A 26,523-nucleotide genomic window follows, 5' to 3' on the forward strand; every position below is an offset into this window, starting at 1 on the left:
TATGGGCGCGCCTTGAGGAGCGGCCTCTGGATAAGGGTACGTACGGACGGATTAGTTGGCGCGGATCGGCGCCGGGGTCGGGGCCTGCGGCGGGCTCGGCGGCGCGGCGCCGGTCAGCTTGGCCAGCATGACGTCGCGTTCGCCGAAGTCGGCGATGACGCCCTGGTTGATGACCATGATGTAGTCGGCCTGGCCCAGGATATTCAGCTTGTGCGTGGCGAAGATCACCGTGCGCTTGGCGGCCTTCAGGCGTTGCATGGCTTCCATCAGGGCGACTTCGCCGTGTTGGTCGAGGCTGGCGTTCGGCTCGTCCAGCACCAGCAGGGCCGGCATCCGGAAGACCGAGCGGGCCAGCGCCAGGCGCTGACGCTGACCGCCCGAGAGCGAGGCGCCGCCCTCGCCGATCGGGGTGTCGTAACCCCCCGGCAGGCTCTGGATCATGTCGTGCACGCCAGCCAGGACGGCCGCGTCGATGACTTCCTGGGACTCGTATTGCGTGAAGCGGGCGATGTTCTGGGCCACGGTTCCGGAGAACAGCTCGATGTCCTGCGGCAGGTAACCGATGTGGCGCCCGAGCTTTTCGGGGTCCCACTGCTTGAGGTCGTAGCCGTCCAGACGGATCACGCCCGCCGTGCACGGCCAGACGCCGACGATCCCGCGCAGCAGCGACGACTTGCCGGCCGCGCTCGGGCCGACGATGGCCACGGACGTGCCCGCTTCGACGCGGAAGCTGGCCTGACGCATGGTCGGCTGCTGAGCGCCCGGGGGGACGATCGTGGCGGCTTCCGCCGACAGCACGCCGCGCGGATCGGGCAGCGCCATGTGGTCTTCGGTGTTCTTCTCTTCACGGAGCATGGTCTGCAGGCGGTCCCACGAACTGCGGGCGCCCAGCAGGCTCTTCCACTGGCCAACGGCGCCTTCGATCGGCGCCAGGGCGCGGCCGACCAGGATCGAGCCGGCGATCATCGAACCGGCCGAAATCTTGCCCTGGATGGCCAGATAGGCGCCGCCGCCGAGGATCAAGGTCTGGACCACCTGGCGGAACACCTTGATGCCCGACATCACCGCGCCGCCGGCGTCGCTGGCGGCGGCCTGCCAGGCCACCTGCTCGTCGCGACGACCACGCCAGCGCTGTTGCAAGCCGCCCCACATGCCCATCGCCTTCATGACCTCCGCGTTCCGCAGGGTCGAGTTGGCGTCGTTCTGGGCCGCGATCGAGGCCAGGGTGGCCATCTGGACGGGGTTCTTGGTGCTGCGGTCGTTCATCACGGCCAGGCCGAAGATGATGAAGCAGCTGATGACGGCCAGCACGCCGAAATACCAGTGCAGCATGAACGAGACGATGATGAAGACCGGCGTCCAGGGCGCGTCGCAGAACGCGATCAGGCCACCGGTCATGAACTCGCGGACCTGGTCCATGTCACGGAACGCCTGGCCGCCCGGGCCCCGGCGGGTCAGGGTCGAGTCCAGCACCGCCTTGAAGATCGGGTCGCGCGCCTCGTTGTCGAACTTCAGGCCGCCGCGGACCAGCACCTGGGTGCGGAGAGCCTCGAGCAGGCCGTAGACGACGAACAGGAAGATGCAGAGCAGCGTCAGCACCACCAGCGTCGCCACGTTGCGGCTGGACAGCACGCGGTCATAGACCTGCAGCATGTACAGCGGGCTGACCAGAGCCAGGACGTTGATGAAGAAGCTGAAGACCATGGCGGTGATCACCGCCGGCCTCATGACCTCGACAGCGCGATCGAGAACGGTGGGCTTCGCGCTGGAGCGGGTGAAGATCATATCGAGCCTTCGAGACGCCGCGCCAGGAAAGCGGGCCATATACAGTAACAACTAAGGTCGCGTCTCGACCACGAAATTGTGGCGGAAAATAAGCGCCTCGTCCCCTCCCCGGGCTAGAGCATAGGGGAATGACGCCCGCAAGAGGGGAACGCGCGGGAGGTTCGCGCCGGAAATAGAAAACGCCGCCCCGGCGAACCGAGGCGGCGTTCCTATAGTCGGCACAACCGCCGACCGCCCGAAAGCGGTCGGCGACGCGGGCTTATTAAGCCAGCGTGATGATGTGCGTGCCAGCGCCAGCAGCGCCCGACAGATCGTTCGAGGCGAGGCCGGTCAGCTTCACCACGATGTCGGCGCCAGCTTGGAAGGTCGCACCGGCGCTGTTGTCTTCCACCAGGTAGGTGGCGCCACCGTACACGAACCACTTGATCGCGCCGTTGGTCGAACCGTCAGCGGTCGAAGCCAGGTCCAGAGCCTGAGCCAGGGTCGTGGCAGCAGTCACGTCCACAGCGGTGGTCTGGAAGGTTTCGGTGCCGTGGTTGGCGAAGGTGATCGAGTCACCGGCGCCGAAGCCAGCGATCGTCGTCGCCGTGCTACCGGCGCCCAGACCGACGGCAGCGCCGACGGTCACGCTGTCGGTGCCGGTACCGGCGTTGATCGTCGAACCGACGCCGCCAGCCAGAACCGTGACCTTGTCGTTACCCGCGCCGACGTTCAGCGTCGACAGGGTGCCGAGCGAGACAACGTCAGCAGCCGAACCGGTCGTGATCGTCAGGCCGCCCGAAGCGTTGCCGACGTTCGTGGTGTCGAGGGTGACGACGCCCGTCGCAGCCGAAGCGTCGATCGTGCTGACGCCGTTGGCGCCGGCCGTACCGAACGCACCCGTGAACCCGACGCTGATCGCTTGCGAACCGGTGATGGTCAGCGTGCGAGCGTCGGCGTCGGTCAGGAGGATGGCGTTCTTGCTGAAGCCCGAAGCCGAACCCGAAGCGATGTTCACGTTCTCGATGTTGGCGATCGAGAGCGTACCAGCGTCGTAGGTCGCAGCAGCGGCCGAGGTGGCGCCGCCAACACCAGCGAAGCTGATGCTGTAAGCGTCAGCCGTACCACCAGCGCCCGTGAAGGTCAGGGCGGTGGTGCCAGCGCCGACGTTCGTGGCGACGGTCAGGGCTTGAGCAGCCGTCACGCCGGTGTAGGTGCCGCCAGCAGCCAGCAGTTCCAGGCCGGTGATGGTCGAACCCGTCAGCAGCGAGGCGTCCAGGGTGCTGTTGGCCAGGCCCAGGATTTCGAAGTTCTTGAAGACCGAGCCGTTACCGGCGTTGATCACAGTCGACGAAATCGTGTCGATGCCAGCGCCGCCGTCAACGACCGTGGTCGTCGAGCTAGCAACGGCGGTACCGGCCAGACGGTCGTTACCGGCGCCCAGGTCGATCTTGCCGCCCGAAGCCAGAGCACCCGCCAGGGTGATCAGGTCGTTACCAGCGCCGCCCGTGAAGGCGACCTTGGTGGCGTCGATGGTCAGGGTCGAGGTGCCGGTGGTGCCAGCGGTGCTGACCGTGGTCAGGGTGCCGAGGGCCGACAGGTTGGCCTTCAGGCCAGCCGAACCGGTGACGGCGACCGAGGTGACGGCGGTGAGGCCGGCAGCCGAGGTCAGCGTCAGGACGTCCGTACCGGCAACGTTCAGCGCAGTGGCGGCCGACGCGGCGATGTTGGCGACCGTGTTGGCGCCCGACACCGTAGCGTTGATCGTCTTGTACTGGTTGGCGGTGATCGCGCCGGTGCCGCCCTTGCCCAGGCCCAGGGCCAGGGTGGTGGCCGCGACGCCGCCGGTGATGGCGGTGGCGTTGGCGGTGACGCCAACGGTGCCGACGGTGCCCGACAGGTTCAGGGTGGCCAGCGAGTTGTCAGCGATCGTGACGTTGCCCGAGTTGGCGATCGACACCGTGGTGATGGTGCCAGCCTTCGTGCCCGAAGCGCTGTTGACGTCCGTGATGCCCACGTTACCGGCGGTGACGCCGGCGGTGGTGGCGTCAGCGGTCGCCGGAGCGGCTTGCGTCACCGACACGTTGGCGGTGGTGGCGGTGCCGGTCACGGTCACGGTGCTGAGGACGGCCGTGGTGTTGACGTCGTTGCTCGCGGCTTGCGTGACCGAGACGATCGTGCCGCCCTTCACGTTGATCGCGCCTTGGGTCGCGCCGGCGGTTTCCGTGGCCTTAACCGACACAGTGCCGGTCGAAGCCGTGGTTTGGCCGACGTTGATGACGCCGGTGCCAGCCGAGCTGGTGGTGACCGAGATGTTCGAACCACCGTCAACGGTGATCGCGCCGGCGGCTTGCTTGGTGTCGACCACGGTGACCGAGGTCGTGCCAGCGGCCGTGGCGGTCACGCCACCAGCGGTCGAGGTGCTCAGCGCGGTGACGCCAGCCCACGACGAGGTGTCGACGGTGGCCGAGGTGACCGAAGCCAGCTTGACGTTCTCGACGTTCGAGACCTTGACGTTGGCGGTGGTGAAGTTCGAACCACCGACGGTGTCGTTCAGGACCAGGGTGTCGGTGCCAGCGCCGCCATCGATGGTGTCGAGGGCCGAGAAGGTCGACGTCGCGGTGCCGTTGCCATCAGCCGGCGAGATCGTCGCGGTGATGGTGTCGTTGTTGCCGGTGCCGACCAGGTTGTCGACGCCGGTGGTCAGGACCAGGGCGTTGCCCGGGACGCCCGAACCGCCGTAAGCGGCGAACAGGTCGATGCCAGCGGCGTTGTCCGAAGCCAGGACGCCGTCGTCAGCCAGGTCCTTCAGCATCGTCGTGGTGGCGGCGGCGTACGAGCCGATGCCAGCGCCGTTGTTGTAGTTCGTGGCTTGGAACAGGATTTCGCCGACGATCGCGGCGCGGACGGCCAGGTCCAGGTCAGCAGCGCTGAGGCCCGGGACGTTCGCCTTCACGAAAGCGGTGTAGTAGGCGATCGACGTCGCGCTGGTCAGGAAGGCGACCGAGTTGTCGACGTTGATGTTGGCGGCGGCGGCGGCGGCGCTGCCGATGATCACGTTGTAGGCGGCCTTGGTCGCGTCAACGATCGAGCCCGTGCCGTAGTTGGTGGCGAAGGTCGCCTTAGCGGTCGGGTTTTGCAGCGCCAGCGAGATCGACTGGGCGATGAAGCGGTTTTCACCGTTCATGTTGGCTTGAGCGCCCGTGCCAACGTAAGCGGCGTTCAGGGCGGCCAGGCCGGCCTTGCTCGGCGCGAAGCCGAGGAAGAATTCGTAGGTGCCGACGCTCACCGCGGTGGTGCTGTCGGAAGCCAGGTCAACCGTAGCTTGGAAAGCTTGCGGCTCCGAGAGGCTGCCCGTGGCGCTCGAGTTCGCAATGCCTTGCAGGGTTTGCGTCTGAGCGGTCGTCGGGTCGGTACCAGCGTTGGCGTTCTTGAAGAACCCCTGCAGCTGAGAAAGCGTATAAGCCATGTGGCTCGTCTCCCAAAAAAAATCCCACACCCCCTGCGACCGAATAGCGCGCATGGGAGCAGCGATGGCTATAGAGCAAACGTCATACGTGGACAATAGCCGAAATTCAGCTGTACAGCATTTTTCTAACCGGTACAGCAAATTCCTATATAGCGTTCCTTGTACCCCCCTCTGAAAGGGGGTATATGGAAGCGTGATTTAATCGTCGGCAGGGCGAGCCGCGCACTCGCGCCGCCCAGGCCGAACGACCCGTGAGGCTTTATAATGTATGGCAATCCGCAACGTCGTAGCGCGACAGACGTCCAGGACCTCCGCCGCGAGGGCGGTCGCTGGCTGAAGGAGCAGCGCGAGGCCGCGGGCCTCTCTCAGCGCCAGCTCGCCGCCAAGGTGGGGGCCGACTACTACACCTTCATCTCCCAGCTTGAGACAGGTCGTGGGCGTATTCCGCCGGACCGTTACAGGGATTGGGCGTTGGCGCTGGAGGTTCCGCAGAAGACTTTCGTCCGCGAACTGCTCCGCTTCTACGATCCGATCACCTACGAAATCCTGTTCAGCGAAGAACCGATCGGTTAACATGTCGCCGTCGGCGGGGAGCCGACGGTCCGTCTAGACGTAGGGAAACGTCCACCGTATGGCCGCACAGGTCCTTTCGTTCTTTCAGCGCGCGCCTCGCCATGCGCCCGCGCCGGTCGATTGGAGCCAGCAGGAGCTGGCCGAATTCTATCGTGTCGAAAGCGCCCTGATCCGCGCGGGCGTCCGCGTCGGCACCGATCGCGGCCTCAGCGACGAGAACGAGCCCTGGTTCGTCTTCTACCGTTCGGACGACGGCGAGGTTGTCATCCACTTCGCCCGGATCGACGGCGAGTACATGATCGCCGGGCCGGCCTATGAAGAGATTGCCCGCGGTTTCGACTTCACGGCCCTGGTCCGCAACCTGGTGGCCCGTCACCCGCTGATCCGCAAGACCGACAACGGCGGCAACCTGTCGATCCACCCCGCCGCCCTGCTGGTGGCCGTGGTCGGCACCGCCTTCTTCAAGACGGGCGAGGCCCGCGCCGCCGAGTCGGGCGCGACGAACGCCCAGAGCGGCCATCACCGGCCGGTGCTGTTGTCGTCCAGCTCGAACGCGGGCCTGACGAACGGCGTCGCGCCGATCGCGTTTCAGCAGCCGGCCTACGATTCCGTCCAGATCCCCGCCAATCAGGCGGTCCTGATCCTGGCGGCCGCCCTTCTGGCTTCCGACTACAACGCGGCCGACGCCACCATCCCTTCCGTCGTAAGCGCGGGCGTCACCGCCGCCGCCGCGGCGCTGGATTTCGGCGGCGTGAACGCCCTGGCTCCTCAGGCAGACGGCTTAACGCCGGTCAGCAGCCACGCGAACCTGATGACGGTCGACAACAGCCCGGCCCAGACCGTTCCTTCGGTGTTGTCGCTGGTGGCCTTGCTGTCCACCCTGCCCGACAGCGCCTCGAACGAACTCGCTCCGGCCCGGGGCGACGACGTGGTGAAGATCGGCGCGATCGATCGCTTCGAAACGCCCCAACTGGCTTCGTCCAGCGAAGACACAGCCAACTGGGCGCTGAACGTGCGCATCAACTGGGGCGCTGGCCAAACGGTGGAAGCCGTGCAGCTGGTGCGTGGCGTGGTCGGAGAGGCCTCGTACCAGAAGATCAGCGTCATCGAGGTCACCAAGCTTCCCGACGTCCTGGCCGATATCATCGCGAAGGGCGACCACTACCTCACGCCCGCGCCCGGGCAGCATTCGCCGGACTCCGACCTCGTCGATCCGGCCCCGCAACCGTCTGGCGGAGAGACCACGCCGGATAGCGGCGTGCTGAACCCGCCCTCGACCAACAACCCGTCGCCGCCCAACGAGCCCAAGCCGCCGCCCTATCACGGCTTCGCGCCCACTGAGCTGGTTCGCGAGTTCATCGACTACTTCCTCGCCCATACCACGGATGTCGGCATCATGACGGTGGGCATGCAGGTGGTGATGTTCGACTCGCGCACGGTCCACGATCCGGGTGCGATCCACGATCCGATGAGCATGACCTTCACCTTCTTCGATGGCAGCTCGGTCAGCCTCGTGGGCGATCATTCGTCCTTCCTGCACGACGGGATTCTGGTCTAGACGAAACAGGGGGAGCGCCCGGCGCTCCCATGGTTTCGCGAGATCAAAGATCGACGACCGTCAGGTCGCGTTCGGGAAGGACTGCCTTGAGGCCCGCACGCCTGGACCTGGCGATTAGTTCCGCCATGCGCGCTCCCGCCGCCGATACGCCGGAGGCTTCGCCCTCCCCGCCCGCCGGCCCGCCGCCGCGCCGTCGCTTCGGTTTCGCGCGCCGCCTGATCGGCCCGGTGCTGTCGCCGGTCGCCAACTATGCGCGTCGCTATCTGCAGGCCAGCGTCGAGCACGAGCTGCGTCAGACGCAGGCGCACCTGAACGTCCTGTCCGCCGACCTGCAGGCCACGCAGGCGCGGCTGGATCATTCCCAGACCCTGCTGCACCTGGTGCTGCAACAGCAGCAGGTCGCCACGGCCGCCCTGCAGACCATGTCGGCCCAGCTGTCCCACGTCCAGAATCGCGGCGACCAGGCCTATGGCGAGTTGGCTCGCCTGCCCGGCCTGTTCGGCCCGCGCTTCGACGAGCTGGAGATCAAGGCCCGGCCACTGATCCACTACGACGCCGAGTCGACCGCCATCCGCATGCGCGACGGTTACGTCATGGCGCCCAGCAACCTGCCGACCTTCGTGACCAGCCTGGCCAACGCCACCAGCCGCGGCCTGGAGCCCGGCACCGGCGACGTGCTGCGCCGCCTGGTCCAGCCTGGCATGGTCGTCGCCGACGTCGGCGCCAATATCGGCATGATCACCCTGATCATGGCCTGGGCTGTCGGACCGAACGGCCGAGTGATCTCGTTCGAGCCCGAGGCGGTCCCGCGCTCGAACCTCGAGAAGATGCGCCACCTCAACGGCCTGTCCTGGGTCGAGGTGCGCGACCAAGCGGTCGGCGAGAAGCCGGGTAAGCTGACCTTCCACGTCAGCGACATCATCGGCCACAGCTCGTTGTACGCCTTGCCCGAAAACGAGGGTTCCCGCGAAATCCAGGTCGAGGTCGTGCGCCTGGACGACGTCGCCCCGGCCAAGCGCATGGACGTGGTCAAGATCGACGTCGAGGGCGCCGAGCTGGACGTGCTGGCCGGCATGTCGGGCCTGATCGCCAAGAACAAGGACCTGGCCATCGTCGCCGAGTTCGGCCCCGAGCACCTCAAGCGCGTCGGCCAGACCCCGGCCCAGTGGTTCAAGGCCTTCGCCGACGCCGGCTTCAAGGCCTACATCATCGACGAGGCCAGCGGGGCGGCCGAGCCGACCAACGCCAAGGCCGCCGCCAAGGTGGTCTCGGCCAACATCGCCTTTGTGCGCGCCGGCGGCGACGCCGAGAAGCGCCTGCTGCAGCGCTAGGGACGGCTCCCCATGAAGATCTGCTGGGTGACGCCCTTCGTCCTGCGCTCGTCGATCGGCCGCGTCAGCGCCGAGGTCGCCAAGCACCTGGCCCTGCGCGGCCACCAGGTCGACATCCTGCGCTGCGAGGATGAGGTCGGCGACGAGCCGCTGCACCCGACCGCCCTGCCGGTTCATCACTGGCGCCGCTACGACCTGTCGCGCCTGCGGACCGAGTTCGACGTCGTCATCGTCAATATCGGCGACAACTACCCCTTCCACGCCGGCGTGTTCGCGATCCTGGACGCCGCGCCGTGCCTGGGGATCTTCCACGACTTCTACATCTACAACCTGTTCTCGGGCTGGCTGCACTACAACGGGCTGGACTACCGCCGGCACGACGCCGAGATCGTCGCGACCTATGGCGAGGCCGCCCTGCCGCACGCCGTGGCCGTCCGCTCCGGCCAGATGCTGGACATGGGCGAGATCGCCAAGCATCTGCCGATGACCGAGTGGCTGGCCCGCCGCTGCGAGGCCGCCCTGGCCCACGCCAACTTCTACGCGCCCAAGCTGGAGGCGGTCGTCCAGGGCCCCGTGGCCGTGACGCCGCTGTGCTGCCCCGACCGCGCGACGCCGCCCGGACCGCCGAAGGCCAAGACCCAGCTGACCCTCACCACGGTCGGCGTGATGAACCCCAACAAGCGCGTGGCCGAAGTGATCCACGCCATCGGCGGCTCCGACGCTCTCAAGGCCTGCGTCTATCGCCTGGTCGGCCCGATCTCGGACGAGGAGCGCGCCAAGCTGGAGGCCGTCGCCGACGAGGTCGGCTTCGAGCACCTGGTCATCGACGGCGCGGTCGATGACGACACGCTGGATCGCCGGCTGGACGAGGCCGATATCATGGTCGCCTTGCGCAAGCCGGTGCTGGAAGGCGCCTCGGGCTCGGCCTGCGAGGGCATGCTCAGCGGCCGTCCGACCGTGGTGGCCCGGGCCGGCTTCTATGGCGAGCTGCCCGATGACCTGGTCTTCAAGATCGACGGCGAGATCGTGGTCGAGGAGCTGCGCCAGACCCTGGAGCGCCTGGTCGCCGACGAGGCCCTGCGCCGCGAGACCGGCAAGGCCGCCCGCGCCTGGGCCTTGGCCAACCTCAACGCCGCCCGCTACGCCGAGGCGATCGAGGACTTGGCGAAGGCGGAGGTCACCAGCCGTCCGCTGCTGGCCGTCGGCCGCCGCATCGGCGGCGAACTGAACGCCATGGGCCTGGGCGAAGGCGATCCGACGGCGGCGCGGATCGGCGCGACCTTGCAGAAGCTGTTCGCGCCGCTCGGGGCGTAGACGCAGCGGGTCCGTCCTCGTCCTTCGACAGGCTCAGGATGAGGACTATTTCCACGCCGGACGAGTAGAAGACCTCATCCTGAGCTCGTCGAAGGACGAGGTTTTCGCCCCCTCAAGCGCTCTTGCCCATCGGCGGCGCGCAGTAGCTGTCGAGGAAGGCCTGGTGCTGCGGCAGGCGGACCAACATGCCGTCGACGTTGCGCTTCAGGTCGTCCAGCGCCGCCTTCAGCTGCTGCGGCGGCATCAGCCGGCCCATGTGGTGGAAGGTCTGCGGCTGTATCCGCTGGCCTAGCAGGACCTGGAGCCAGGAGTCGGTCTGGAAGAGCTCGCCCGCCGCCTGGTAGACCTGAGCGCTCTGCCGGAACAGGTCGATACGCTGGGCCAAGCTGTCGGGGATCTCCATCTCGCGCACGCGATCCCAGAACGGACTGTCGGTCCGCTCGGTCGCCTTGTAGTGCAGGATGATGAAATCGCGGATCTTCTCCAGCTCATCGTCGGCCTGACGGTTGTAGTGGTCGATCGCCGCCTGGCTGATCCCGCCGAACGGGAACAGCTTCATCAGCCGCGTGACGCCGATCATGATCAGGTGGATCGAGGTGCTCTCCAGCGGCTCGACGAAGCCGCTGGCCAGCCCCAGGGCCACCACGTTCTTGTCCCAGGTCTTGCGCCGGCGGCCGGTGCGATAGCGTATCAGGCGCGGCTCGATCAGGGTCTCGCCCTCGATCTCGCCGACCAGCTGCGCCCGCGCCTCGTCGTCGGACATGTATTCATTGCAGTAGACCAGGCCATTGCCGACGCGGTGCTGCAGCGGGATCTTCCAGCGCCAGCCGGCCTTGTGGGCGATGGCGCGGGTGTAGGGCACGGCCGGCTCGGTCGAGCGGGTCTGGACGGCCAGGGCGCTGTTGGTTGGCAGCCAATGACCCCAATCCTCGAATCCCGCCTTCAGGGTCTGTTCGATCAGCAGACCTCGGAAACCGGTGCAATCGACGAACAGGTCGCCCTCGACCACGTCGCCGCTCTCCATGACCACGGCCTCGACATAGCCATCCTCGCCGCGCTGGCGGACGCTGGCGATCTTGCCCTCGACGCGGCGCACGCCATCGGCCTCGGCCATGCCGCGCAGGAACCGGCCGTAGAGACCGGCGTCCAGATGGTAGGCGTAGTTCAGCGGGCCGTTCTCGCCGGTGACGAACCGGTTCTGCTCGGCCGCCTTCAGCTCCAGGCAGTAGTCGCCGAGGTCGCCGCCGAAGCCCTGCTCGCGGGCCTGCAGCCAGAAGTGATGGAAACCGCCCATCCAGGTGGATTTGCCGACCTGGCCGAACGAGTGGATGTAGCGGTCGCCGATCTCGCCCCAGTGCTCGAACGAGATGCCCAGCTTGAACGTCGCCTGGGTGGCGGCCATGAACTCGGCCTCGTCGATGCCGAGCAGGGCGTTGAAGGTGCGGGCGGTGGGGATGGTCGACTCCCCGACCCCGACCGTGCCGATGTCCTCGGACTCGACCAGGGTGATGTCGAGCAGCGGGCCCAACTGCCGGGCCAGGGCCGCGGCGGCCATCCAGCCGGCGGTGCCCCCGCCCGCGATCACCACCTTGCGGATCGTCTGCTGGGTCATGCGCCCCTCCCCTTCGTTCTTGTTATCGGTTCATTCTATCGATTGAAGCGGTCGAGCAGGTGCGCCCGCAGCCGTCTGGCTTTCATCTCGTCCAGCGGACCCAGCGGTCCGCGCGCGGCCTCGGGCAGGTGCGCCCCGGCGCGCTCGGCGGGGCCGAACAGGTAGTAGTCGAACAGGGCCTTCCAGCCCTGCTTCTCGAACTCGGGCCGGTCGCGCAGGCTCAGCAGGCCGTGCAGCAGGGTGGTCATCGGCGTATCGACGAAGCCCGGCGCGGCGTTCCACCAGTAGTTCACCAGCACATTGAACGGCTCCAGGGCCTCGACCTGATGCCACCACAGGGCCGGGTAGACGAGGACGTCGCCAGGCTTGAGCTCGGCCACCTGAGCGCTGTCGATCGCCTCGCGGAAGCCGGGATACTGCTCGAAGTCGGGGCTCTCGAAGTCGACCAGGCTGACCACCTGGCCGCCGGGCGTCGGCTCCAGCGGGCCGGGATAGAGATTGGCCACCTGGTCCGGCGGGAACAGGGTAAAGCGCCGCCGGCCCACGGCGCAGACGGCGATGTTGTTGGACATGTCGTAGTGGGCGGCGGCCGTCGTGCGGTTGCCAATCCAGATGCCGGCCATCGGCGGCTGCGGGCCGAACACCTCAGGGCCCAGGCCCAGGTCGTTGGCCGCCTTCAAACTCGGAAAATAGGCGTCGAGATCGGCCGAACCGACATAGATCGACGGCGCGTCGTTGAGACCCTCGACCGCTTCGATCCGTTCCAGGAAGGTCTCCAGCGGCGCGCGCCCGGCCTTGAAGTTCATGGCCGTGCGGGTGTCGTCGTAGAAGAACCGGCCCTTGATCGTCGGATCGCCCGTATAGCCCACCACCCCGCCGCCCCGGTCGTGGGCGCGGATGTAGTCGCGGGCCGCCTGAGCGGACTGGAGGCCCGCCTGGACCAGCGGCCAGTCGCGCGCCAGGCCTTTGAAGACCATCGGCGTCTGGCCGGCCAGCACGGCGTCGAACGGGATTTCGGCCGGCGTCGCGACCGTGGTCTCCAGCGTCCGGCGGGCCGTCAGCGCGGTCACGACAGGCCAGATTTCAAAAGGTGGGCGCGCTTGCGGTTCTTGCGGGCGATCAGGTCCTCGATATTGCCCATCGAGGCGATCAGCGCCCAGGCCGCGCGCAGCAGGCCCGACTGGTGCAGCCGCTCCAGGTCCGCACCGGTGAGGGCGGCCAGGCGATCGGGGGCCAGGGTGAAGACCTCGGGCAGGTCGTAGCTGGTCTGGTCGTCCAGCTTGATCTCGATGTCGATCGGCTCGATCAGGCCCAGCTCGTCGAAGGCGGCGAACATCGGCCCGTTCACCTCCAGGCCCTCGTGGATCAAGCCCAGGGTGCGGTTGACGCCTTGCAGGTAGGGCGCGGCCCCGCCGGCCGGCAGGAACAGGCGCTCGCCCGCGTCGCGGCTGACGCGCGGATGGTCGAGATCGACATGGATCATCGGCCGGGGCTCGGCCCCGCGCGTGTCGTGTTGCAGGGCGATCGAAAACGGGCCGCGCCGCTGGACGGCGGGGATGTAGCGGGCGTTCCAGCCGGTCTCGTCCAGGAACAGGTTCTCGTCGCGGTCCAGGCCCAGCAGCGCCACCGCCTGGTAGGCGCCGGCGGCGTCCTTGCGGATCAGGATCGGGTATTCGCGCTGCACGGCCTCGAACTCGGTCGGCAGCACCAGCGTCTGGTTCAGGCCATCGCCATAGGCGACGCCGTGGTCGGCGATCACCCGTAGATCGGCGTGATCGACATTGTTGAGAAGCACTCGGTTCATTGGGACCCACTCAATCCAGGCCACGCACTTCAAAGGAAGTAAGGGGCCGCCGCAAGCGCGACGGCCCCCTGCCCCCAGCCTCTAGAGACTTCCGATCCTAGAAGCGGTAGCGAGCGCCGAGCAGGAAGCGGCGATCCAGTTCCTGCGCGAACCACAGCTCGTTCTCATCGCGAGCATAGGTGCGCAGGTGTTCCTTGGTCAGGTTGATGCCTTCGAAGGACAGCGACAGCTTCGAGGTGACGTCGTAGCTGATGTTGATGTCCAGCTGACCGAACGGCGCGACGTTGACGGGGTTACGCGAGCCGCCGCGGTTGGTGGCTTGCAGGAACTTGTCCCGCCAGTTGTAGGCCACGCGGGCCGACAGACCGTGCTTTTCGTAGATCAGCGTGGCGTTGGCCGTATCCGACAGGCCCAGCAGAGCGAACTGGTCCTGGCCCGGGTCGGCGGCGTCGTTGAAGCCGACGTCGCCGCGCACCAGCGTATAGGCCGCCGCGACGCCGAGGCCGGTGTCGCCGAAGAAGTGCTGGCCGGCGATTTCGAAGCCGTGGATGTTGCCGGTCTTGTTGATCGGCTGCGAGACCTGGAAGTTGAACAGCGGATCGGTGCCGCTGGCCGTGATGTCCACGGCCGCCAGGATCTGGTCCACGAACGCTTGGTTCAGGTCGCCGTTGGCGAGACGGTTGGCCTGGAACTGGGACGTCGCCGCCGCCACTGAACCGGTCGTCTGGATCAGGGCCGCCATCGTGAACAGGTTCACGTCGCCGACCCCTGCGCCGATGGCCGCCAGGGCGGTCTTGGCGTTGCCCGACAGGGTGCCCGGCGCGCCGGAGCTGGGGTCACGCAGGCCGAACATGCTCGACATCTTCGTGCCGGTGCCGACGAAGTTGCTCACCCGCTTGTCGAAGAAGCCGAACGAGATGTAGCTGCTGGGCTTGTAGTACCACTCCAGCGAGACATCGAAGTTGTCCGAGATCAGCGGATCCAGATCGGTGTTGCCGATGGCGCCCAGCGGGATGGCCCCGTTGGCGACCGGACGGTTGGGCGTGCCGACGCTCTGGGCGGCGAACAGGTTGTTGTAGTCCGGCCGCGCGACGGTGCGGCTGAACGAGAACCGGCCCGTCAGATCGTCCCGCAGGTCGATCTTGAAGTCCATCGAGGGCAGCAGGTTGTTGTACTTACCCTTGCCCGTCAGCGGCTGGTAGACGCCGTTGGTCTTCAGGGTGAAGTCGTTGTCCGCCGTCCAGACGATGGCGCTGGGCACCAGGACCAGCGAGACGGCGTCGGTGTCGGTGGTCTCGTAGCGGACGCCAGCGACCAGTTCGGTCGGGCGATCCAGCAGTTCCGACTTCCAGACCATCTGGCCGTAGACCGAGGCGATCTTCTCGCGGATGCGGTTGTTTTCCTGGCCGGTGACACCCACCGCATTGCCCTTGGCCGCATAGACCGGCGACAGGGCGTTGTAGAGGTCGATGGCGTTGGCGCGGAACGACACCAGGCCAGCGCCGGTCTGCTTCAGGTCGAAGTCGTTGAACTGGCAGGCCAGGCAGAAGGCCTTCACCAGGCTGCCGGCGTATTGCGAGACGTCCTTGGGGCTCGACATGCCCCAGCTGCCCAGGTCCTGCTGGGTCGACTTGCTGGTCTGCAGCATGTTCGAGTCGCGATAGTCGCCACCGAACTCGATGCGGCTGCCCTTGTCATCCAGGTCCCAGCGGAAGTCGGCCCGGATTTCCTTGACCTTCTGCTGCTGGCGCTGCGCCCAGGTGCGGGCGACCTGGCTGGCCAGATCGCCGACGTCCAGCTGGCCGTTGCCGTTGCCGCGCAGGGCGTCGTTGATCGAGACGTTCTGGATCGGGACGTCGCCCTGATAGTTGCCGTTCTGGGCGGTCAGGATCGGCGCGGCGATCGAGACCGCCGTGGAGCTGGCGCCGTTCGGCGTGTTCGGCTTGGAATCAGCCTTCGAGATGTGGCCATCCACGGTGACGTGGAAGCGGTCCGAGACATCCCAGGTTCCGTTCAGGCCGAACGACTTCAGCGAGTCCTCGTTGCCGCGGTACTGTTGCTCGAAGCCGGTGTCCTTGGTGCCGCTGAGGTTTTCCGACAGCAGGACGGCGGTGGCCACCGTCTTGTTGTCGTCGAAGGTCACCTTGTCGAACGGACGGTTGAACCAATTGGTGCTGTCGTTGCGGCGCTCGAACGTCTTGTCGTTGGCGTAGAGAGCATCGGCCGTGATCGTCATGGTCTCGACCGGACGGAACTGGACCGTCAGCTGACCATTGACGCGCTCGCGCTCGCCTTGGGCGAAGTGGTAGCGGCTGTCGTTGGGGATCGCGACCCAGGTGCTCGGGCTCGACGGGGCGTTGGTGATCTGGGTCGCGCCGCCGGGACGGACGAAGCCGTTGTCCGGGTTGATGAAGTCGGCGTAGGACTTGATGTTCCAGTCGTTCACCGTGGCCGCGCGCGAGGTGTAGTCGCGCTTCTGGTAGCTGCCGAACAGGGTGACGCCGAACTTCTCGCTGTCGTCGACCCAGTTGATCAGGCCCGAGGCTTCCGGCGTGTACTTGTGGCCGAAGTCATCGACCTTCTTGTCCATGCTGGTGTCGTAGACGCCCTTGACCCCGATGCTGCCCGACAGACCCGGCTTGCTGTCCAGCGGACGGCGGGTCTTGACGTTGATCGTGGCGCCGATGCCGCCGGTCGGAATGGCCGCGCGACCGGTCTTGTAGACCTCCAGCGTGGACACGCCTTCCGAGGCGAGGTTCGAGAAATCGAACGAACGGCTGGTGCCCGACGCGCCGTCCGCGTTCTGGTCGCCGCCGACCGTGGCGACCCGCGCGGTGGGCATGGTGCGGCCGTTCAGGGTCACCAGGTTGAAGCTGGGACCAAAGCCGCGAACCGTGACCTGCGAGCCTTCGCCGTTGGTGCGGTCGATGGACACGCCGGTGATGCGCTGCAGGGATTCCGCCAGGTTGGTGTCTGGGAACTTGCCCATGTCTTCGGCGGAGATGGCGTCGACGACGCCGCTGTTGTTGCGCTTGATCGCGATCGACCGTTCGAGAGAAGCGCGAATGCCGGTGACGACGATCTCGTCGACGGCGGTGGTGTCTTGAGCCTGCGCGAACGCCGAACCGGCGAACATGGCCGCCGTGATGGCGACGCAAGAGGCAGACGCGTGCAAGCGACGAAGCCGCTTCATAGCCGTTCCCCCTAATTAGCCCCTGTGGGGCGATGTTTTTGTTACGCCGGGATTATTCCCGGCTCTCTTCCCGCCCCTCGCCCCCTGGAAAACCACCAAGAGACGAGCGACCAGTTAGCGGTAACATCGGTCATTGACCGTCGCAATGACAAAATGACAGCGCTGACAAAGTTTTTTACAGCGCTGTCTTGAATGCGTCCAGTTGGAAATGTCCTACGGACAAATTGGTGACGGCGACGCTAGAGCCGGACGCGCACGCCCAGGCCGAACGAGCGACCCGACCGGCCGATCTGCAACGGGCGGGTGCGCAGGTTCTCGTAGGCGGCCTCGACCGTGTCGGTCAGGTTGCTGGCCTCGACGTACAACGAGACGCGCGGGCTGAGGTCGTAGGAGCCGGCCGCGTCCAGATAGCCGGCGCTGGCGACGACGAAGCTGGACACCCCGCCTCCCTGCATGTCGGCCTCGGACCCGAACGGCGAGCGCCAGGTCCAGGACAGGTGCGCGTGCAGCGGACCGCGCTCGAGGAAGGGGCTGATCGAATAGGACAGGCGCGAGACGCCATTCAGCCGGCCGCGCCGGCCCTGCTCGTCGCGACTGGCGGCGTCGACCCAGGTGGCGCTGGTCCAGACCCCGAGGCCATGGGCGAAGCGCCGGCTGAACGCGGCCTCCAGCCCGGTGACATGCGCCTGCCCGGCGTTGCGCGGCCGCGACATCATCACCACGGCGGTCACCGGCGTCCCGGCGCGGGTGGCGAAGGCCAGACGTTCGGGCCGGGCCGAGGCGACGATGAAGTCGTCGATGCTCTTGTGGAACACCGCCAGGCTGACGCCGCCAAAGCCCGCGAACTCGCGCTCCAGCGAGGCGTCGTAGTTGGTGGCCAGGTAGGGCTTCAGCTCCGGATTGCCGCCGACGCCGGAGAACAGGGTCCCGGGTGAGGGATGATCGATCTCGGCCTGGCCGCGCTCGTAGAGGATCGAGACCAGGCTGCTGGCCGGCACGGTGGCCGAGCGCAGGTCCGCCAGCGACGGTCGGGTGATGCTGCGCGACGCCGCCAACCGCAATCGCCAACGCGGATCCAGGGCGATGGCGAGGTTGGCGCTGGGCAGGGCCACGGCGTGGACCCCGGTGTAGCGGACCGGGCGGACGTCCATGTAGCCGCTGGCCGCGACGCCCAGCAGTGAACCGACCACGGCGGTGCGGGTGCGCGCCACACGGACGCCGAGGTTGCCGGTCGCCGGCAGGCCCAGGACGCTGGTGGCGAAGTCCAGCCGGCCGTAGCCCGCCAGGATCCGCTCGCTGACCCTGTAGGAGCCTTGCAGGTCCGCGCCCGTGGGGACCAGGTCCTTGGCGTCGACGACCACCCCGTCGGCTTCGCCCGCCAGCACGAAGGCCCGGCGGAAGGCGTCGAAATCGGCGGCGGTCCAGGCCGGCGGCCGATCGGCGATCAGACGGTCGAAGGCGGCCCTCGGCGCTTCGATGTCGAAGAAGCCTGGATCGACGGCCGCGCCTGGCCGCAACGTCGCCTCGCGGTCGCGGCGCTGGTAGTCGCGCCCCCGGTCGGTGGCCTGCCCGCCCAGGCGCAGGCGCTCGATCCGCACCGGTCCCAGGCTCCAGTCGATCGGTCGTTCGGCGGCGATCAGGCCGGTGACGTCGTGGTCCTCCACCTGGGTGGCGCGCACGCCGTAGCGCGAGAAGGTCAGCTTGGCCGGATCGGTCAGGTCGAACGACGTCGATAGCCTGGGCGCCTTGCGGGTCTCGACGAGGTCGTCGCCCAGGTCGAAGGCGTAGGACACGCCCAGCGGGCTGACCGCCCCGATCCGCTGCAACGGGGTGTCGAGGTTCGAACGGGCGCTGGACAGGCTGAGGCGCGGCTCCAGGTTCCAGCCGCCGGCCTGCGCCTTCATGGCCAGGCTCAGCGAGACGTTCTCGTGGACCTGGTCGGAGACCTCCAGGTTGTTGCTGATCTGGCCGGCGGCGATGCGGCCGCCCAGCAGGGTGCGCCCGTCCAGCCGCGCATCGCCCGCCGCCACGGCCTGGGCCGCGTAGTCGCCGATGCCGTAGACGATGCGGTCTTCCCGGATGCCGTTGTCGAAGCGCGAGGCCAGGGCGTCGAGATAGAGGGTCGCGGTCGGCGCGACCCGCCACTCGGCTCCGGCGAAGGCCGTGGTCCGGGCCCGCTGCTCCTGCTCGACCGTGGTGCGGACGTCCTCGGGAACGGTGAACGGCGCGCCCCCGATGACGACGTCGCGGTAGCGCGAGACCTGGAAGCGATCGTACTGGACCTCGCGCCGCTCGGTGGAGACGCCGGCCACCACGCCCAGCCGATCGTCGCCCCGGCGCCAGCGGCCGGAGATCGCGAGGTCCGGCGACACCGCGCCCGACCGGGCCTCGAGATGGGCGTCGGCGCGCAGCGACAGGTAGGACGGCCCCTCCAGCCCACGCACCGTGCGGATGTCGATGTTCGAGCCGATGCCGCCATCGACCAGATCGGCCGTCGCCGACTTGGCCACCACCGCCCCGGCCAGCAGATCGGCCGAGAGGGCGCGGAAACGGAACTGCCGGCCGCTCTGGGTCGAGTTGCGGATGTTCTCGTTGAACGCCACCGGCGCGCCGTTCAGGGTCACCGACTGGAACAGTGGCCCCAGGCCCCGGACACTGACGAACTGCCCCTCGCCCACCTCGCGCTCGATGGCCACGCCGGGGACGCGTTGCAGGGCTTCGGCCAGATTGGCGGCGGGCAGCTCGCCGATACGGCCGGCCGAGACCACGTCGATGATGGCGTCGGCCCGGCGCTTCTGGAGCAGGGAATCCTCGATGCCAGCCACGAAGGCGGCGGTGATCGTCACCGCCTCCAGGTCGACCGGCTCCTCGACGACCGGCGCGACGCGCGGCGTGGCCGGCCTAGCCTCGGCCCAGACCCGCACCGAGGCGTGGTCGGCGATCTCGTAGCGCAGGCCGGTGCCGGCCAGCAGCCGCTTCAAGGCGTCCTGCCACGGCATGGTCCCGGAGACGGCGTTGGCGCGGTAGGTCCGGCCCGGTTCGGCCGACAGGGCGAAGGCGCAGCCGGCCTTCAGGCACAGCGCCATGAGGGCGGCGCGGGCGTCCTGGGCCGGGATGTCGAAACGCGGCCCCAAACCTTGCTGGGCGGGGGCTTGCGCGAACGCCGGCGCGGTCGCGGACAGCGCCGCGATCGTCAGGGCGGACACGCGGCGGAAAGACATGCGAAGACTGGCGAAAACCCCCGGCGCGCTGGGCGCCCAGGGTTTCGTAACGCCCGTTCGTGACAGACTCGCGAAGCTATCTGGCGGTCGCGACGACCTCGCCCGGACCGGTGTTTTTGAGCATCACCGGCAGCACCTTGGCGGCGCGGTCGATCACCGTGCCGCGACCGTCCAGCGGCAGCATGGCGGTGACGCGCTGGCGGCCCAGGGCCGGATTGGCCAGAGTGATCTTGGCGTCCGTATAGCGGCCGAGCTCGGCCAGGACCTCGGACAGGGCCGCGTCCTGGAACACCAGCCGGCGCTGGCGCCAGGCGACGGCGGTGGCCGGGTCGATCCGGGCCTCGCGACGCACCGCGCTCCCGGCTTGGTAGGTGACCTGGTCGCCGGGGACGAGACGGACGGGCCCGGTCGAGGTTCGGGGCTGCGAAACCTCGACCGAGCCCTCCAGCAACTCCACCCGGGCACGGCCGTCGCGAAGGCTCGTGGCGAAGTGGGTGCCGGTGACAGTCACTTGCCGGTCGGCCAGGGCCACCCGGAACGGGTGGGCCTTGTCGTGAGCGACCGCGAAATAGGCCCCGCCCTTGTCCAGCGACAGGCGGCGGACCTTGCCATCGACCTTGGCGCGCAGGGTGGTGGCGGTGTCCAGCGTGACCACCGAGCCGTCGGCCAGGGTCACGTCGCGGATCTCGCCGACGGCGGTCGTGTAGGTCGCCGCGCCCGCCAGCGGATCCTGGAAGCGGTGGACAAGGGTCGGGGCGATGGCCACCGCCAGCACGGCGGCGACCAGGCCGCCGGCCAGGGCCACGGGCGTCCAGCCGGCCTTCTCGCGACGACGCGCTGCTTTTGAGCGAGAGGGCGGCGCGGGCGGGATCAGGTTCAGTTCACCCAGCAGCTCGGCTCGCAGGTCGCGCGTCTCGCGCAGCAAGCCCTTGGCGTCCTCGTACTCGGCGAGGTTCTTCGGATCGGCCGCCAGCCAGCGCTCGAAAGCCGCCAGGGTCGAACGCGGCGCGTCGGGACGGCCCAGGCGCACGACCCAGTCCTCCGCGGTGCGCGGCTTCTGTTCGAACAAGCTGGCGAGACGGTCGATCATCTTGGCTGTTCAGGCCTTCCTGGCGGTGGGACGTATCTTCACAACGATCGTAGCGGCGAACACCTCAGGTCCCCCGCGCGGCTTTCAGCCGTCGTAGCGCCTCGGCCAGGTGCTTTTCCACCATGCTGACCGAAACGCCTAGCCGATCGGCGATCTGGCGATAGCTGAGGTCCTCGAAGCGATGCAGCAGGAAGGCGTCGCGGCAGCGCGGCGGCAGTTCGCGGATGGCGGCGGCGATGCCGGCCAGGTCCTGGCGGGCGATCGAGCGGCGGTCGGCGGCCGGGTCCTCGCTGGGCGCGTTCTCCCACGCCGAGGTCGTGTCGTCGGTATCCAGGCGCATGGTGCGGGCCCGCTCGCGGCCGGCCTGCTTCCAGTGGTCCTTCAGAAGGTTCTTGGCGATGGCGAACAGCAGCGGCCGCGCATCGGCCTGGCCGAACTCGTGGCCGGCGCGGTGGAAGCGGACGAAGGTCTCCTGGACGATGTCCTCGGCGTCCTCCAGCGACTGTCCACGCCTTTGCAGGAACGACACCAGCTCGGCGCGCAGCCCGATCATGCCGCCTCCCCTCTCGCCCCCTTTGTGGGAACGCGCGGAAGCGCTCCTCCCCGCGAAGGGAGGAGCGCCACCGGTCATGGCGTCAAGCGGGCTCAGAAGTTCATCCGCAGGCCAAGCGAGAAGCGCCGTCCGGACTTCTCGTACATGGTGGGGAACGACGGATCCAGGGTGTAGCCCTTGGTGACCTCGTCGGTGATGTTGATCCCCTCCAGGCTCACCTGGAGGCGGTCGTTGATGTTGTAGCTGACCGACATGTCGGTCTGGCCGTAGGCGTTGCGCGTGATCGGATACATTTCGTAGCCGATGCCTTCGACGTACTTGCCCTTGTAGTTGTAGGACACGCGCGCCTGGAACGGGCCGTTCTCGTAGTACAGGGTGACGTTGTAGGCCTTGTCGGCCAGGCCGATTGGCGGGGTCGGGATGCCGATGATCGACTGACCGGTCAGCGTGCTGTCCAGCATCGTGTAGTTGGCGTTGACGCCGAAGCCCTTGGCCGGCTCCCACAGCAGGCCGAACGGCACGATGGCCACCAGCTCGACGCCGTCGACGTCATAGGAGCCGCCCGCATTGACCGGCTGGTAGACGTCGAAGTCGTAGACGCCGTCGATCGTGCCGTTGGCGTTGTACTTGGTGACGTTCTTGACCTGGCCGGTCAGGGCCTGGCGGACGACGCCCTCGATCTTCTTCTTGAAGTACGACACGGCCAGCAGGCCGCCCTCCGGCAGGTACTTCTCGAGGCCGATCTCGTACTGCTCGGCGAAGGTCGGCTTCAGGGCCGGGTTGCCGTCGGTGAAGCGGAACGAGTTGAAGTTGGCGGTGCGCTTGTAGGCGAGGTCCGTCAGGGCCGGACGCATCAGGGTCTTCGAGGCCGCGCCGCGCAGCACGATGCTGTCGGTGATGTCGGCGGTGAAGTTCACGCTGGGCAGCAGCTTGTTGTAGCTGCCGTCGCTGGACACCGGCGCGGAGGTGTAGCCCGTCGAGCCGTTCGGGTTCTGGATCTGGTGATAGCCCGACGAGGTGATCGAGGTGTCGACATAGCGGACGCCGCCGTTGATCGCGACCGGCACCGGACCGACGTCGAAGCCGAGGTCGGCCATGGCGTACAGGCTCGTGACCTTCTCATCGACCTTGTAGTAGTCGCCCGGCGTGAAGGGCGTCTTGAAGCCGGCGTAGCGGAAGGTGTTGCGGGCGTACTCGTTGGAGATCTGGCTCCAGGTGATGTCGCGGACCGTGTAGTCGCCGCCGGGCACCAGGTCGCCGATCGGGGTCAGCGGGCTGTCGGCCATGGTCCGCGTGTTGAGCCAGGCGGTGCTGCCCGGGCCCGGCCCCTGGATGTTCAAGGCGCCGTACTGGCGTTCCTTCGACTTGTCCGTGTAGCGGGCGCCGACCTGGATGGTCTTCAACACCGGGATCGAGAACTCTTTCGTGAAATCGGCCTGAGCCGCGTACTTGTCGTCGGTGATCTTCTCGAGGGTCGTCTCATACGCCTCGAACAGGTACTTCGACGGCGAGTTGTACATGTCGATCGAGGCCGGGTTGGCGCTCTTGACGGTCTCGCCGCCCTGGGCCGTCCAGCGGGTGCGCGACGGGGCGTAGGCCACGTGCTTCAGGTTCGAGTAGTCGAGCGTCTTCTTGGCGCCCGAATAGCCGGCCAGGGCGTGCGCCTTCCAGCTGTCGCCACGCCAGTTCAGCTCCGTGCCGAACTGGGCGTAGTCGGTCTTGTTGATCTGCTCCTTGCTGAGCATCTCGTGCTGGGTCGCCGTGTAGGAGACGTCGCGCAGCACGACGATGCCGTACTCGCTCAGCGTCTGCTTGTCGTATTCGTGGATGGTCTCCAGCGTGCTGCGGCTCGAGGCCGAATAGGCGGCCGCGTCGTACTGGTCCTCCGTGGCGTCATAGCCGCCCAGCATCAGGTCGAAGGCGATGTCGAAATTGGCCGACGGCTTGTACTGCAGCGAGGCGGTGCCGCCCCACTGATCCTGGGTGTTGAGGTAGGCGCGGTCGCCGACCTTGTCCTGGAAGATGATGCGGTTGGTCTCGTTGCGATCGCGGGTGTTCTTGACGATCACGCCGGCGTCGCGGGCCAACACGGCCGCGGCCTGGCTCTCACGCACGCCGCCGGCTTCCAGGAAGCGCGACATCGGGCGGAAGTTGATGCCCGAGTTGGAGTCGGTGCGGTTCGAACGGCGCGCGGCCGAGAACGACACCAGGCCGCCCCAGTCGCCCCAGGTGTCCGAGGCCAGGAAGGCGACCTTCGGGTCGGTCTTCTTGGAGATCGAGTTGTAGGCGCCTTCGGCCGAGGCGATCAGCTTGCGGCCGTTGTAGTCGAAAGGACGGGCGGTCGAGATGTAGACGGCGCCGGCGATGCCGCCTTCCTCGTCCGAGGCGCGCGGCGACTTCTGGACGGTGACCTGCTGGATCACTTCCGAGGCGAAGATGTCGAACTCGACGTCACGGCCGCCGCTGCCCGAGGCCGTGGCCAGGTTGTTGATCGTGACGAAGGTGAACTCGCTGGGCAGGCCGCGAACGCTGACCTTGCCGCCCAGGCCCTTGTTGCGCTCGATGGTCACGCCGGGCATGCGCTGCAGCGCCTCGGCCAGGTTCTGTTCGGGGAAGTTGGCGACGTCGGTGGCGACGATCGAGTCCGAGAAGCCGATCGTGTCGCGCTTCATGTCCACGGCCTTCTGCAGGCTGCGGGCGTAGCTGCCGGTAACGACGATCTCTTCAACCTGAGCGGCGTCGGCGGCGGCCTGGGCTTGGGCGCCCGTGGCGGCGAACAGGCCGATGGCGGCGCAGCTGGTCATCAGCCAGGCGGTGCGGCGCGCGCGGCCGCCGTTGGTGTTCAGTCCGATCATCCGCAGTATCCCCGAGGTCGTTGTTGCGACGAGGGAAGGCCAAACGCTCCGGTTCGGCTCATGCCCCCGTCGGCTTCAACGACGGCCCCGGAGGGCCCCTCAGCGGCGAGATGTTGATTTCATCAAAACTTCACGGCCGGGCGGGTGAGGTCCCTTTGGCGAGGATCGCGTCCAGCTCGGCGCGGGCCGCTTCCATGTCCCGGCGGAAGTCCGGCGAGACGTGCTCGGCGGCGTAGATGGTCGCGCCGGACTGCATGCCGGCCTCGGTGGCGCTGACGCTGTGCGAGCCGCAGATCCAGCGACTTTCGGCGTAGTCGCGGCCCCGGGCGTACAGCGCGTCGGCGCGGCTGGGAGCCAGCTCGGCCAGGATCATCGCCACGTGCATGCCGAACGCCGAGTGGCCCGACGGGTAGTCCGGATTGCCGGAGAGGTGATCGGTCTTGGCCTCGCAGACCGGCGCGTCGGGCTTGTCCATGTAGGGGCGCTTGGTCCCCCAGTGGGTCTTGGCGTCACCGACGACCGAGCGGTCGTCGCCGGCCCGCTCCAGCAGGGCGGCCAGGATCGGGGCCTGGGCCGGGTCGATGGTCACGCCCAGCGCCTGCGAGAAGTGTTTCCAGACCGAGCCGTCGACATCGTCGGTGGCCCGCTGCCAACGCGGCGTGCCTTTCAGGGCCCGGCTCTGGTCGAAGATGGCGGCGTCGGCGATGGCGCGTGGCGAGCCGGCGGCCGGCGGAGCGGCGAGGATCTTGGTCAGGTCCGGACGCTGGGCGGGAGCCAGGTAGCCCTGGACCGGCGCGTCGGCCACGCTCTCGAACGGTGCGTCGCAGCCCTTGGCCATGCGGACGGGATTGCAGGTCGCCGCCTCGCCGCCGGTCAGGCGCACCGTGTAGTTCCCCGGGAAGCGCGGGTCGGTCCACAGGTAGTCGGTCGAGACATATTGCGCGCCGCTGACGAGCGCCGCGCTCCGCATCGAAACGTCGGCCTTGCGGGCCTGGACGGTGTCGGCGTCGGCGCGGGTGCGGACCATGAAGCCGGCCTTCACGGCGGCGGCGATGCGGGCGCGCTGGCCGATCGGATCGTTGAGCGTCAGGTAGGCGGCGGCGGGCGAGACCTCGTCGGTGTTGACGAACATCGCCCGGCCTTCCAGCGACTTGCGGGTCCCGCGATAGGCCGCGACCTTCTCGGGCCCCTCGTCGAGGGCGAAGAACACCTTGCCGCGCGAGGCGCTCAGCGCCGGCCAGCCGTCGGTCGTCACCGCCTCGCGCAGGGTGGCGCGCTTGCCCTGCACCTGGTCGGGCGTGACCAGTTCGGCGTCCGTGAACACCGAGCGGATCTCGGCGTCGAGGGCGTCGAAGGCCTTCTCATCGAACGGCAGGGCCGCGACGCCGCCGGGGAAGCTGGACGCGCCCTCCTTGGCGTTCAGCAGGATCAGGATCGGGGCGTGGTCCGGATGGGCCTTCGACCAGGTACGGATTTCCGTCAGGCACGCGACGAAGGTCACGCAGGTCGAGCGGAAGTCGACGTCCTGCATGTGCAGGACCTTGTAGCCCGGCTTGGCCATGGCCGTCGCCCAGGCCGGGGTCGGGATGAAACCCTTGCCGAACGCGGTCTTGGGCTGGGCGAAGCGGCCGCCGTCGGGATCGCGCACCACGTCCAGCTCCAGCTGGCGGGCGCCGGCGTCCAGTTCCTCCGCCAGCGGACGATGGCTGTAGTCGATGCCCAGCGCGCCCGGTCCCGCCGCCTTGACCATGGCCGCCAGTTCCTCGGCCGGGATCGCGGCCTTGTAGGAGTTGTGCGTGCCCACCGCGAGGATGTCGTTCATCCGCGCCGCCTGGGCGCTGGGTTCGGCGGCCATCAAGGCTAGCAGCAGGCTAAGCATCGTCATCTCCGGTACAGCTCGAAGCGGAGCCGTAATGCGGTTTTGTGACAGTCGTGCGCGAGGGCGCGCCTGAGTTTCGGGCGGGTCCGTTCAAAAAGCGACAGGACCGGGCGAGCCGGCCGACGCCCCGCTCCGTAGCCTGAACACGCCTAATTCGCCGCGCCGATCGAGTGCATTTTTGGAAACAATGACTTTCCATCATTTCCATTTATGCGGCGATGCGTCGCGGCCAAAGTGAGCTTGTCAGAACAACGGGGCGGCCGGGAACGGTCCTCCCACCCCAGCCAAAAGGACCCGACCATGAGCC

The 26,523-nt window shown here is 67.8% G+C and carries 15 protein-coding genes; 4 read left to right on the top strand and 11 right to left on the bottom strand.

What is annotated here, in order from left to right:
• Positions 1 to 51: 51 nt before the first annotated feature.
• Positions 52 to 1,782: a type I secretion system permease/ATPase gene (locus AC07YH_RS04635; protein WP_494745846.1), complete on the bottom strand. Its 1,731-nt coding sequence runs from the start codon at positions 1,780 to 1,782 to the stop codon at positions 52 to 54.
• Positions 1,783 to 2,047: 265 nt separating this feature from the next.
• Positions 2,048 to 5,233, bottom strand: coding sequence for a beta strand repeat-containing protein (locus AC07YH_RS04640; protein ID WP_494745825.1), 3,186 nt, complete (start codon positions 5,231 to 5,233; stop codon positions 2,048 to 2,050).
• A 264-nt stretch (positions 5,234 to 5,497) separates the two neighbouring features.
• On the opposite strand from AC07YH_RS04640, the gene AC07YH_RS04645 reads away from it, so the two are divergent.
• The 4 genes from AC07YH_RS04645 (at position 5,498) to AC07YH_RS04660 (ending at position 10,009) form a co-directional block, all read left to right on the top strand.
• A complete protein-coding gene (locus tag AC07YH_RS04645) occupies positions 5,498 to 5,806 on the top strand; it encodes a helix-turn-helix domain-containing protein (RefSeq protein WP_494745826.1) in 309 nt (102 codons plus the stop codon).
• Between the two features lie 58 nt (positions 5,807 to 5,864).
• A complete protein-coding gene (locus tag AC07YH_RS04650) occupies positions 5,865 to 7,364 on the top strand; it encodes a hypothetical protein (RefSeq protein ID WP_494745827.1) in 1,500 nt (499 codons plus the stop codon).
• A gap of 125 nt (positions 7,365 to 7,489) precedes the next feature.
• On the top strand, positions 7,490 to 8,695 hold the full coding sequence (locus AC07YH_RS04655) for an FkbM family methyltransferase (protein ID WP_494745828.1): 1,206 nt from the start codon (positions 7,490 to 7,492) through the stop codon (positions 8,693 to 8,695).
• A gap of 12 nt (positions 8,696 to 8,707) precedes the next feature.
• Positions 8,708 to 10,009: a glycosyltransferase family 4 protein gene (locus tag AC07YH_RS04660; protein ID WP_494745829.1), complete on the top strand. Its 1,302-nt coding sequence runs from the start codon at positions 8,708 to 8,710 to the stop codon at positions 10,007 to 10,009.
• Positions 10,010 to 10,121: 112 nt separating this feature from the next.
• Here the strand turns inward: AC07YH_RS04660 and AC07YH_RS04665 are convergent, their stop codons facing one another.
• The 9 genes from AC07YH_RS04665 to AC07YH_RS04705 all read right to left on the bottom strand — a co-directional run bounded on the left by AC07YH_RS04665 (position 10,122) and on the right by AC07YH_RS04705 (position 26,216).
• Positions 10,122 to 11,621, bottom strand: a complete 1,500-nt coding sequence (locus AC07YH_RS04665) for a tryptophan halogenase family protein (protein ID WP_494745830.1) — start codon at positions 11,619 to 11,621, stop codon at positions 10,122 to 10,124.
• A 35-nt stretch (positions 11,622 to 11,656) separates the two neighbouring features.
• The gene (locus tag AC07YH_RS04670; RefSeq protein WP_494745847.1) at positions 11,657 to 12,781 is read right to left on the bottom strand and encodes a cupin-like domain-containing protein; all 1,125 of its coding nucleotides are present in this window, start codon (positions 12,779 to 12,781) and stop codon (positions 11,657 to 11,659) included.
• On the bottom strand, positions 12,688 to 13,425 hold the full coding sequence (locus AC07YH_RS04675; RefSeq protein WP_494745831.1) for a SapC family protein: 738 nt from the start codon (positions 13,423 to 13,425) through the stop codon (positions 12,688 to 12,690). Before AC07YH_RS04675 ends, AC07YH_RS04670 begins: the two co-directional genes overlap by 94 nt.
• Before the next feature lie 97 nt (positions 13,426 to 13,522).
• Positions 13,523 to 16,618: a TonB-dependent receptor gene (locus AC07YH_RS04680; RefSeq protein WP_494745832.1), complete on the bottom strand. Its 3,096-nt coding sequence runs from the start codon at positions 16,616 to 16,618 to the stop codon at positions 13,523 to 13,525.
• A gap of 239 nt (positions 16,619 to 16,857) precedes the next feature.
• A complete protein-coding gene (locus tag AC07YH_RS04685; protein ID WP_494745833.1) occupies positions 16,858 to 19,839 on the bottom strand; it encodes a TonB-dependent receptor in 2,982 nt (993 codons plus the stop codon).
• A 76-nt stretch (positions 19,840 to 19,915) separates the two neighbouring features.
• The gene (locus AC07YH_RS04690) at positions 19,916 to 20,929 is read right to left on the bottom strand and encodes a FecR family protein (RefSeq protein WP_494745834.1); all 1,014 of its coding nucleotides are present in this window, start codon (positions 20,927 to 20,929) and stop codon (positions 19,916 to 19,918) included.
• Between the two features lie 64 nt (positions 20,930 to 20,993).
• On the bottom strand, positions 20,994 to 21,482 hold the full coding sequence (locus tag AC07YH_RS04695; RefSeq protein ID WP_494745835.1) for an RNA polymerase sigma factor: 489 nt from the start codon (positions 21,480 to 21,482) through the stop codon (positions 20,994 to 20,996).
• 92 nt (positions 21,483 to 21,574) lie between these two features.
• Positions 21,575 to 24,337 carry a TonB-dependent receptor gene (locus tag AC07YH_RS04700; protein WP_494745836.1) on the bottom strand — a complete coding sequence of 921 codons (2,763 nt, stop codon included), beginning with the start codon at positions 24,335 to 24,337 and terminating at the stop codon, positions 21,575 to 21,577.
• A gap of 130 nt (positions 24,338 to 24,467) precedes the next feature.
• On the bottom strand, positions 24,468 to 26,216 hold the full coding sequence (locus AC07YH_RS04705) for a Ca2+-dependent phosphoinositide-specific phospholipase C (RefSeq protein ID WP_494745837.1): 1,749 nt from the start codon (positions 26,214 to 26,216) through the stop codon (positions 24,468 to 24,470).
• Between the last annotated feature and the right edge of the window lie 307 nt (positions 26,217 to 26,523).

The organism is Caulobacter sp. GW456-12-1-14-TSB4 (assembly GCF_059424195.1).